This is a genomic window from uncultured Microbacterium sp., assembly GCF_963521695.1.
In the GTDB taxonomy this organism is placed as follows: Bacteria; Actinomycetota; Actinomycetes; order Actinomycetales; family Microbacteriaceae; genus Microbacterium.
In genome coordinates this window covers 1-9270 of record NZ_CAUQWC010000138.1, presented here as the reverse complement: position 1 = coordinate 9270, position 9270 = coordinate 1, and the positions used below count along the sequence as shown (strand labels likewise).

The following is a 9270-nucleotide window of genomic DNA, read 5'->3' as shown; positions in this document are numbered from 1 at the left end:
GCCCCTTCCTGCGCGAGGGCGACGGGGACCGGAGCCGAGTGCACGAGCTCCTCGGCCGTGGTGCCGAGGCGGTGACGACCGCGCGGGCCTCCCCGGCCGGTGCCGACGACGATGACCCCGGCGTCGAACTCTTCCGCGGCCGACACGAGACCGTCCGAGACGGCGGAGGCGTATCGGACGTGGCCCCGGATGCCGGGGAACGATGCGAGCGCGTCGCGCAGCCATCCGCGCGCGGTGTCTTCGACGAGACGCTCGTACGACGCGTCGGTCGGGATCGAGACATTGCCCTCGGCAGACGGCAGGACGACGACGGCGTGGACGGGGGCGTCGAGCACAGCGCCCAGGCGCGCACCGAGCGCAAGGGCGTCGGCACCCGCGTCTGTGGCCGCGTAGCCGACGACGACGCGGTCGCCGCTCATCCGCGCGTCCGCTCGAGGATCTCGTCGGCGGCGCGGTGTCCCTGTCGGATCGCCCCGTCGACGTGCTGGTAACCCGCCCCGGCCATGTCGCTGCACGCGAGATGGATCGCGCCCACGGGCTGGCGCTGGTCGGCACCGTAGCGATGTAGGCCGCCGAGGTCGAAGCTCGCCGCGTACGCGCCACGGGTCCACTCCTCGGTGCCCCAGTCGCTCTCGTAGTAGACGACCGGCGTCTTCGCAGCGGGCCCGTAATAGCGCGACAGGGACTCGAGAATGCGCTCCTTGCGCTCCTCGGCGCTCAGGCGGAAGAGGTCGTCGGCGTTCTGGTCCGACACGAAGCCGACCAGGGTGCCGCGCTCGTCGCCGTGGTTGGTGTTGTCGTACGCCTCGTGGCACAGCTCGTAGGGGCTGAACGCCGTACCCGACAGGCCCTGTTCGCGCCAGAACGGCGTCTCGTACACCGCGTGCACCTTGATGACGAATCCCATCGAGATGTGCTGGTGCATCTGGTGCTGCAGACGCGGCAGCGGCGGCTCGAACGAGATGCGCGAGTACAGCACGGGGGCCAGGGCGAGGATGGCGAAGCGGGCGCGGACGGTGACGCCGTCGGCGATCACCGTGACCCCGTCGGAGGAGGATGCCGCAGCCGCGACGCGAGCCGTCAGCGCCTGGAGGTCCGCAACTCGCTGACCCGTGTCGGCCGGGCGATCCGGCATGGCCGAGTCGGCGCCCCAGACGATGCGGCGCACCGGCTGGTTCAGGAAGACGTCGTCACCGAGACGCTCGGCCAGCAGCTCGGGCACCTGCTGCAGGCCGCCCGCGACGCGCTTGTCGAGGATGAAGTCGGCGTCGACGAGGTGAGAGTAGGAGCCGGCGGATGCCGCCATGAGCAGCGACTGCAGCAGCGAGAAGGTGTGCGTGGGCTTGGTGAGCATCGCCGAGCCCGTGGCGAACGCGAGGTTGCGCACAGCCTCATCGTCGTCGGTCTGCTGGCGGAGCCACGCGTCCCACGAGACCTTGTCCCACTCGGCGGCGCGGGGGTGCTCCCACGGCTTGTCGGGGTCGATCTCGGCCACCATGGCATCCAGTCGCGCGGTGATCTCGTCGATGGTCTGCTCGGTCGAGGCGGCCACGGGGAACATCTCCCCCGTGAAGCGCTTCGCCTCACCGTCGGCGCCGACGTAGACGCTGTCGCCCTCGCGGTAGCGGCTGTAGGTCGACAAGCCGAGGTCGGCGACGGTGTCGATCAGCGCAGTCTGGTCGGGCGAGACCCACTGTCCACCGAGCTCGAGCATCGCTCCGTCGATCACATCGGTCCACAGACGCCCGCCCACGCGGTCGCGCGCTTCGAGAACGGCGACCGAGAGACCGGCCTTGCGCAGGTCGTTGGCGGCGGTGAGTCCGGCGGCGCCGGCTCCGATGACGACCACGTCGCGGGTGATCTCGTCCATGGGATCTTCTTCCTTCTCGTTCACGTCTACGTGTGTGGGGCCGCTCGACTTGGGCGGGAGTCCTGGTCCCGTCGGCGGTGGAGTCCGCCGCCGGGACGGTCGTCAGTTGCGGGCGAGGGCTGCCGCCACGACGTCGAGGCCCTCGTGCAGCAGCTCGTCACCGATCGACAGCGGGGGCAGGAACCGGATGACGTTGCCGTAGGTGCCGCAGGTGAGCACGATGACGCCCTCGGCGATCGACGCCTTCGCGACTGCGGCGGTGAGGGCGGCGTCGGGGGCGCCGGTGGTGGGGTCGACGAACTCGGCGGCGATCATCGCGCCGTGGCCGCGGACGTCGCCGATGCGCGGGTCGCCCTGCTGCAGGGCGTGCAGACGGCCCTTCAGCAGGTCGCCGATCTCGCGGGCGCGCTCGATGAGTCCCTCGTTCTCGAACGCGTCGATGGATGCCAGAGCCGCGGCGCACGCGACCGGGTTGCCGCCGTAGGTGCCGCCCAGGCCGCCCATGTGGGTGGCATCCATGATCTCGGCTCGTCCGGTCACGGCCGCAAGGGGCAGACCCGCGGCGATGCCCTTGGCGGTGGTGACCAGGTCGGGGACGATGCCGAAGTGCTCGCTGGCGAACATCGCTCCGGTGCGGGCGAAGCCAGACTGCACCTCGTCGGCGATGAAAACGACGCCGTTGTCACGGCACCAGTCGACGATCGCGTTCAAGAATCCGTCGGCGGGCACGATGAAGCCGCCCTCACCCTGGATGGGTTCGATGATGACGGCGGCGAGGTTGTCGGCGCCCACCTGCTTCTCGATGAGCGAGATGGCCTTGGCGGCGGCCTCGGGGCCCGACAGGCCGTCGCGGAACGGGTACGACAGCGGGGCGCGGTACACCTCTGCCGCGAACGGGCCGAAACCGCTCTTGTACGGCATGCTCTTCGCGGTGAGCGCCATCGTGAGGTTGGTGCGGCCGTGGTAGGCGTGGTCGAAGGCGACGACGGCCTGACGTCCCGTGAACTTGCGGGCGATCTTCACGGCGTTCTCGACGGCCTCGGCGCCGGAGTTGAACAGCGCGCTCTTCTTGGCGTGGTCGCCGGGGGTGAGGCGGTTCAGCGCCTCTGCGACGGCGACGTAGGAGTCGTAGGGCGAGATCATGAAGCACGTGTGGGTGAAGGCGGCGACCTGCTCCTGCACGGCGGCGACGACGGCGGGGTGGGCGTTTCCGACGCTGGTGACGGCGATGCCCGAGCCGAGGTCGATGAGGGAGTTGCCGTCGGCGTCGACGACGACTCCGCCACCCGCGGCGACCGCGTGGATGGGAACGGTGTGTCCGACACCGGATGCCACGGCCGCGGCCTTGCGGTCGAGCAACTCCTGCGAGCGGGGGCCGGGGATGGCGGTGACGAGGCGGCGCTCCTGGGCGAGGGACGGACCGCCGACGGTGGGGAGGATGTCGAGGCTCATGGCGGCGATGCTACGGACGGCGCGACGCGCCCCGCACTCTCCTGGCTGTACAGTCGCTCGCACCGTCGTATACGTCTCGTACAGGAGCAAGCATGGTCGACACCGCCGTCACTCCGCCGAGCCTGCGAGCCCTGCTCGCGCGGCGCGACCTGCACCTGCAGCTCGTCGTCGACGAGCACGACCTCACCCCCGGCAGCTTGGACCGACCGGTGCGCTGGGTGCATTCCAGCGATCTCGCCGACCCGACCCCCTTCCTCAGCGAGGGGCTGGTGCTGCTGACCACCGGCACGCAGTTCGCCGGCGCAACCACCGCGGATTACGTCGCCTACGTCGGACGACTCGTCGCCCGCGGCGTCCGCGCGCTGGGGTTCGGCACGGAAGTCGTTCGAGACGGCATCCCCCCGGCCCTGACCCAGGCGTGCGTGGCGGCCGGGATGCCGATCTTCGAGGTGCCGTACCGCACGCCGTTCATCGCGGTGGCGCGCGCCGGCGCCGAAGCCATCGCCGCCGACGCCTACGCCCGCCGCAGCTGGTCGCTCGCGGCGCAGCGGGCCGTGTCGCTCGCAGCCCTCCGCCCCGACGGCCTCTCGGCCACCCTCGCCGAGCTGTCTCGCCAGCTCGGTTGCTGGGTGGGGCTGTTCGATGCCGCGGGGGCCCTCCGCGACGCCCACCCCGTGGGCACCCTGGCGCCGGCCGCGGTGGATGCCGTCGCGGCCGAGGTGACCGCGATGCTGCGTCGGGGAACGCGGGCCGCCGGCGCGATCCGCGTCGGAGACACGTCAGTGACCGTGCAGACGCTCGGTCGCGGCGGCCACCTCCGCGGCGCCCTCGCGATCGAAGCCTCCGACCTCGACCACGAAGCACGCAGCGTCGTGACCGCGGTGGTGGCGATGGCCGCGCTCGCGCTGGAGCAGCAGGACGGTCTGGGGCGGGCGATCAGCATGTTCCGCGCGGGCCTCGTCCAGTCGCTGATCGGCGACGATCCCGCGCTCGCGCGCCGCGCTGCGCGCGACTTCTTCGGCCCGCTGCCCGCCGCTCCCGTCATCGTCGCCCTCACCCCCGCGGCATCCGCCCGCTCCACCGCACTCACGGAGTGGCTGGAGCGCCGCGGACAGGAGCACCGCGGCGAAGTGTTCTTCGGCCGGGGCGACGACGGCCTGGTCATCGTGGTGCCGGCGGGCGCACGCGAGCTGCTCGCCGAGATCGCCAACCGGTTCGAGACGGTGATCGGGTGCTCGGCCGCGACGGGATACGACGGGTTCTCCCGCGCCCTCACCCAGGCGCGGACCGCACGGGATCGGGTCTCGACGCCCGGTATCGCCGACTTCGCCGACACCGCCCGCGCCGGACTCATCGCCGCCCTCGGCTCGGAAGCGGCACGGACGGTCGCCGCCGGAAGCCTCGCCCCGCTCCGCCTTCATGACGCCGAACAGGGCTCCGCGCTCATGAACACGCTCGACGCCTGGCTCGCCAACGACTGCTCGCACGAGGCGACGGCGCACGCGCTCGGCATCCACCGACACACCGTGCGCGCCCGCATCGCCCAGGCCGAGCGCGTCGCCGAGCGCGACCTGTCGTCGTTCGCCGCCCGTGCGGAGCTGTGGGCCGCGCTGCGGCTGTCGGAGTAGTCGGGCGGGAGGGGCGGCTCGGCCGTCCCGACCGTCCCGCGGACAGCGCGCTCGACACGCGGGGATATCCTTCGTCGCTCGCGGCGATTCACCCGCCGCATCCGCACGACAGATCCGTCGAGCCGCCGCCAGCGCGTCCTCCTCTTCGGTCGGTCGTGGGAGTCTGTCCACAGTTGGTGGCGCCTGCCCTGCGGGGCTCGAACAGATCGCACAGAATCCCGACATGTGCTCCTCGGCCGATCATGTCTATCGTCGTCTCGACCTGCTGAGAAGGGGCACCCCGCGTGCCGAGATTGAGCAGGCGTTGGTCAGCGGTGCGCTCGTGCGACTCCGAAGAGGGATCTATGCCGACGTCGGTGTCTGCGCGCCCCGACGCCAGGCTGCGCAGCATGGCGGGGCCCTCGCCTGCCTTAGCGCCGCGCGACACCGAGGTCTCTGGGTCCTCGCAGACGACGGTCAGCTTCACGTCGGTCTCGAGCCGAAGGGACACGGCCACCGCCACGATTCGTTTGCGTGCGTCGAGCATTGGGACCACGACGGGCGGGTCCGCTTCGACCTGCCCTCGACGGAACGAATTCTGCGTCAGATCCTGACCTGCTGCGGCGTCGAGGGTTTCTTCGTCGCTCTCGAATCGGCACTCCACCAGCGCGCAATCGGTCGGGTCAATCTCGCCGGACTCGCCCGAAACACCTCTCCGGCCGTCCGCGAGGCAATCGCTCTCGCACGAGATGATGCCGAGAGCGGACTGGAGTCACTTCTCCGTTGGCGCCTTCGACATCTGCGTCTCGATATCCGCACCCAGGTATCGCTGTACTCGGTCGGGCGGATCGACGTCCTGATCGGGGACGCGCTTGTCGTCGAAGTCGACGGCGTCGCGAACCACGCCGGCCCGGAGCGTCGCCACAAGGACCTCATGCGTGATGCGCAAGCGGCAGCGTGGGGATTCGTTACCCTGCGCTTCGACTACGCCATGGTCGTGCACGACTGGCCAACCGTCGAGGCAGCCATCCTCGGCCACGTGTCGCGCGGTCTGCACCGTCGCTGACAGCACCTGACGGAAGGTGCACCGCCTCTTTCAGACGTCCACACCCCGGCACGGGCACCCCCAACTCGGCATCCTGAGCCGTCATGCGGATCGCGACCGCGACACGCCGTCCATCGGAGCCACCGAACCGGCACGCCCGCCGCCGCACCCGCAGGACGGCACACGAACGTCCGCGCACCGCTACCGCCACGGCCGTCTCGCCTGCCGGCGAACGCTACGCGCGCGCCGGATCCATCGGCGCGAAGCGCCGGAGGCTCTCGCGCGAGGTCAGGCGCGAGGCCGCGAGCGAGCCCGCGACGGCGAGGAAGATCGGCACCAACAGGGTGAAACCGGTGTCGGTGAACTCGATGACGAGCGCGATCGCGGTGAGGGGCGCACGCATCGTGGATGCCAGGAAGGCAGCAGCCGCCACGATCGCCAACGCCGTGCCATCGGCTCCCGGCCACACGAACGCCCAACCGGCGGCCGCTGCGGCGCCCAGTGCCGCGCCGATCGCGACCGACGGCTGCAGCGTGCCGCCGATCGCCCCGGCACCGAGCGAGACGGAGGTCGCGATGTACTTCATCACCGCGAGCGCGATGAGCAGGACCGCGGGCTGCGAGAGGTCGAAGCCTGCCGCCGCCAACGCGCGACCGTTGCCGAGGATGAGAGGGAAGACCGCGCCGAGCGCTCCGACGGCCGCGAACGCGACGGGCAGGGCCACGAGCAGCCGCCACCCCTCGGGACGGAACCGCGCGAGCGTCCTGGTCACGGCGGAGAAACTCGACGCGCCCCACCCCATCAGCGGACCGATCAGGATCGCGGCGACGATCAGCGAGGCGTTCACCTCGACGGGTGCCACGGAGTACAGCGATCCGTCGCCGACGAGCGGCCGCGCGACGAGCGTCGCGATCGAGCTGGCGGCGAGCGCGACCACCGCAGCGCCGACGCTGAACTGCGCGAGCAGGATCTCGATGGCGAAGAGGGCACCGCCGAGGGGCACGTTGTAGACGGCGGCGAGACCGGCCCCGGCAGCAGCGGCGATGAGGATGCGGCACCATCGGGCGTCGAGGCGGAACCACCGCACGATCTTCGACCCCGCCATCGCCGACAGCTCGCGCGGCGCGACCTCCTTGCCGATCGATGCTCCCATCGCGACCGACCCCACCTGCAGAACGGTGTCGACGAGGGTCTCCCACCACGGCATCGGCGCCCCGTCCACACCCTGCTCGACCGTGGCGAGGCGCCGGCCGAACCGGCGGAGCAGGTACCACCCGACGGCGGCGACGACCCCGGCCCCACCCACCGTCGCGATCGGAAGCCACCAGGGGTCGGGGAGGGCGACGCCGTCGAGGAAGGGGCCGTCCTCGTGACCCCACACGAGGTGCTCCAGGCTGTGGACGGTCCAGACGAGCAGCAGCACGGCGAGACCCGCGCCGACGCCGACGAGTGCGGTCGCAGCTCCCAGCCGGACGAGCGAGCCGAGTCCACGGCGTCGGGAGCGGAGGGGCGTGGTGAGCGCTGTCACCCGCTCACGGTAACCGACCCGTGTATCGCGCCGGCGGCGCGCTAGCGTGACGGCATGACGCCCCCGCCTCCCCCGCTGCCCCGGCGCGGCATCGACGTTCTCGGCATCGTCGCGGTCTGCCTCGCGAGCCTCGTGGTATTGCCGACGCTGGCGGTGGTCCTGATCGGCCTGATCCCCGAGATGAACGCCATCTGGTGGCTCGGGATCGTGCTCCTGCCCCTCCTCGTCCTCGACGGCGCCCTCGTCGTGGTGCTCGGGGCGGTCGGAGTCGTGGTGGGGGTGAGACGCCGCGGCCCACGGGCGATCTCGATCGTGGCGGTGGTGGTCGGCATCCTGATGCTCCTTCCGCCCTTCCTGCTGTGGGTGGGATCGGCGATCTGACCCTCGGCGCGCCGGGATCGGAACACTAGGCTCGGGTCCGTGACCTCCCGTGCTCCCCTCTCCCGCAAGCTATCCGCCATCGCCGAGTCCGCGACCCTCAAGGTCGACGCCAAGGCCAAGGCCCTCCAGGCCGCCGGCCGTCCGGTGATCTCCTACGCGGCCGGAGAGCCCGATTTCGCGACCCCCTCGTTCATCGTGGATGCCGCAGCCGAGGCGCTGCAGAACCCGGCGAACTACCGCTACACCCCCGCCGCCGGTCTCCCGGTGTTGCGCGAGGCGATCGCGGCCAAGACGCTGCGCGACTCGGGACTCGAGGTCGCCCCGTCGCAGGTCATCGTGACCAACGGCGGGAAGCAGGCGGTGTACCAGGCGTTCCAGACCGTGGTGAACCCCGGCGACGAGGTGCTGCTGCCGGCTCCGTACTGGACGACCTACCCCGAGGCCATCGCGTTGGCCGACGGCACACCGGTCGAGGTGTTCGCCGGCGCCGACCAGGACTACAAGGTCACCGTCGCCCAGCTCGAGGCCGCCCGCACCGACAAGACGACCGTGCTCGTGTTCGTCTCGCCCTCGAACCCGACCGGCTCGGTGTACACCGCCGAGGAGACCGCCGAGATCGGCCGCTGGGCTCTCGAGCACGGCATCTGGGTCATCACCGACGAGATCTACCAGAACCTCACCTACGAGGGCATCCGCGCCGTCTCGATCGTCGAGGCCGTTCCCGAACTCGCCGAGCAGACGATCCTGCTCAACGGCGTCGCCAAGACCTACGCCATGACCGGATGGCGCGTGGGCTGGATGGTGGGACCGGCGGATGCCATGAAGCTCGCCGCCAACCTGCAGTCGCACCTGTCGAGCAACGTCAACAATGTCGCCCAGCGTGCCGCCGCCGCAGCCCTGAACGGCCCCCAGGACGAGGTCGAGCAGTTCCGTGAGGCGTTCGACCGCCGCCGCCGCCTGATCGTGTCGGAACTGTCGAAGATCGACGGCGTCGAGGTTCCGAACCCCCTCGGCGCGTTCTACGTCTATCCCGACGTGCGGGGCCTGCTGAACCGCGAGTGGGGCGGTGCGACCCCTGCCACCTCGCTCGAGCTCGCCGACCTCATCCTCGAGCAGGCCGAGGTGGCCGTGGTTCCCGGCGAGGCCTTCGGCCCCAGCGGGTACCTGCGGCTGTCGTACGCGCTCGGCGATGAGCAGCTGCTCGAGGGCGTGCAGCGCCTTCAGCGTCTGTTCGCCTGACCCAAGCGATTTTGCGGCCGTAGCAGCCGAGTCGGCCAGTGCGGGGGAACGCGACCCTAAGCCAACGTAGCCACTGATGAGGGTACGTTCGTCACGGTCAGTTTGCTTTTCGACCAAGCGTGGGCGTGCACCCCAGATTGTGCTGACG

The 9270-nt window shown here is 70.9% G+C and carries 10 protein-coding genes; 4 read left to right on the top strand and 6 right to left on the bottom strand.

The window, feature by feature from the left end; genetic code table 11:
* The 3 genes from RWP81_RS10910 to gabT form a co-directional block, all read right to left on the bottom strand.
* Positions 1 to 419: universal stress protein (locus RWP81_RS10910; RefSeq protein WP_314456014.1), on the bottom strand; the 419-nt coding region annotated here is incomplete at its 3' end.
* Positions 416 to 1870 (bottom strand): NAD(P)/FAD-dependent oxidoreductase, encoded by a 1455-nt coding sequence (locus tag RWP81_RS10905; RefSeq protein ID WP_314456012.1) that lies wholly within the window; start codon positions 1868 to 1870, stop codon positions 416 to 418. The genes RWP81_RS10905 and RWP81_RS10910, both read right to left, overlap by 4 nt.
* Before the next feature lie 102 nt (positions 1871 to 1972).
* Positions 1973 to 3322 carry a 4-aminobutyrate--2-oxoglutarate transaminase gene (gabT, locus tag RWP81_RS10900; RefSeq protein WP_314456010.1) on the bottom strand — a complete coding sequence of 450 codons (1350 nt, stop codon included), beginning with the start codon at positions 3320 to 3322 and terminating at the stop codon, positions 1973 to 1975.
* Between the two features lie 92 nt (positions 3323 to 3414).
* Here gabT and RWP81_RS10895 point away from each other — a divergent pair, with 92 nt between their 5' ends.
* Positions 3415 to 4950: a PucR family transcriptional regulator ligand-binding domain-containing protein gene (locus tag RWP81_RS10895; RefSeq protein WP_314456008.1), complete on the top strand. Its 1536-nt coding sequence runs from the start codon at positions 3415 to 3417 to the stop codon at positions 4948 to 4950.
* An 88-nt stretch (positions 4951 to 5038) separates the two neighbouring features.
* On the opposite strand, the gene RWP81_RS10890 is transcribed toward RWP81_RS10895, so the two are convergent.
* Both RWP81_RS10890 and RWP81_RS10885 read right to left on the bottom strand, forming a co-directional pair.
* Positions 5039 to 5593 (bottom strand): hypothetical protein, encoded by a 555-nt coding sequence (locus tag RWP81_RS10890; RefSeq protein WP_314456020.1) that lies wholly within the window; start codon positions 5591 to 5593, stop codon positions 5039 to 5041.
* Positions 5594 to 5701: 108 nt separating this feature from the next.
* Entirely contained in the window at positions 5702 to 5854 is a 153-nt protein-coding gene (locus RWP81_RS10885) for a hypothetical protein (RefSeq protein WP_314456019.1), read from the bottom strand.
* Here RWP81_RS10885 and RWP81_RS10880 point away from each other — a divergent pair.
* Positions 5786 to 5995: a DUF559 domain-containing protein gene (locus tag RWP81_RS10880; protein ID WP_314456017.1), complete on the top strand. Its 210-nt coding sequence runs from the start codon at positions 5786 to 5788 to the stop codon at positions 5993 to 5995. The genes RWP81_RS10885 and RWP81_RS10880 overlap by 69 nt on opposite strands.
* Before the next feature lie 214 nt (positions 5996 to 6209).
* Here the strand turns inward: RWP81_RS10880 and RWP81_RS10875 are convergent, their stop codons facing one another.
* On the bottom strand, positions 6210 to 7502 hold the full coding sequence (locus RWP81_RS10875; protein ID WP_314456006.1) for a chloride channel protein: 1293 nt from the start codon (positions 7500 to 7502) through the stop codon (positions 6210 to 6212).
* Between the two features lie 54 nt (positions 7503 to 7556).
* Here RWP81_RS10875 and RWP81_RS10870 point away from each other — a divergent pair, with 54 nt between their 5' ends.
* Positions 7557 to 7883, top strand: coding sequence for a hypothetical protein (locus RWP81_RS10870; protein ID WP_314456004.1), 327 nt, complete (start codon positions 7557 to 7559; stop codon positions 7881 to 7883).
* Between the two features lie 39 nt (positions 7884 to 7922).
* Entirely contained in the window at positions 7923 to 9122 is a 1200-nt protein-coding gene (locus RWP81_RS10865; protein WP_314456002.1) for a pyridoxal phosphate-dependent aminotransferase, read from the top strand.
* Positions 9123 to 9270 lie beyond the last annotated feature (148 nt).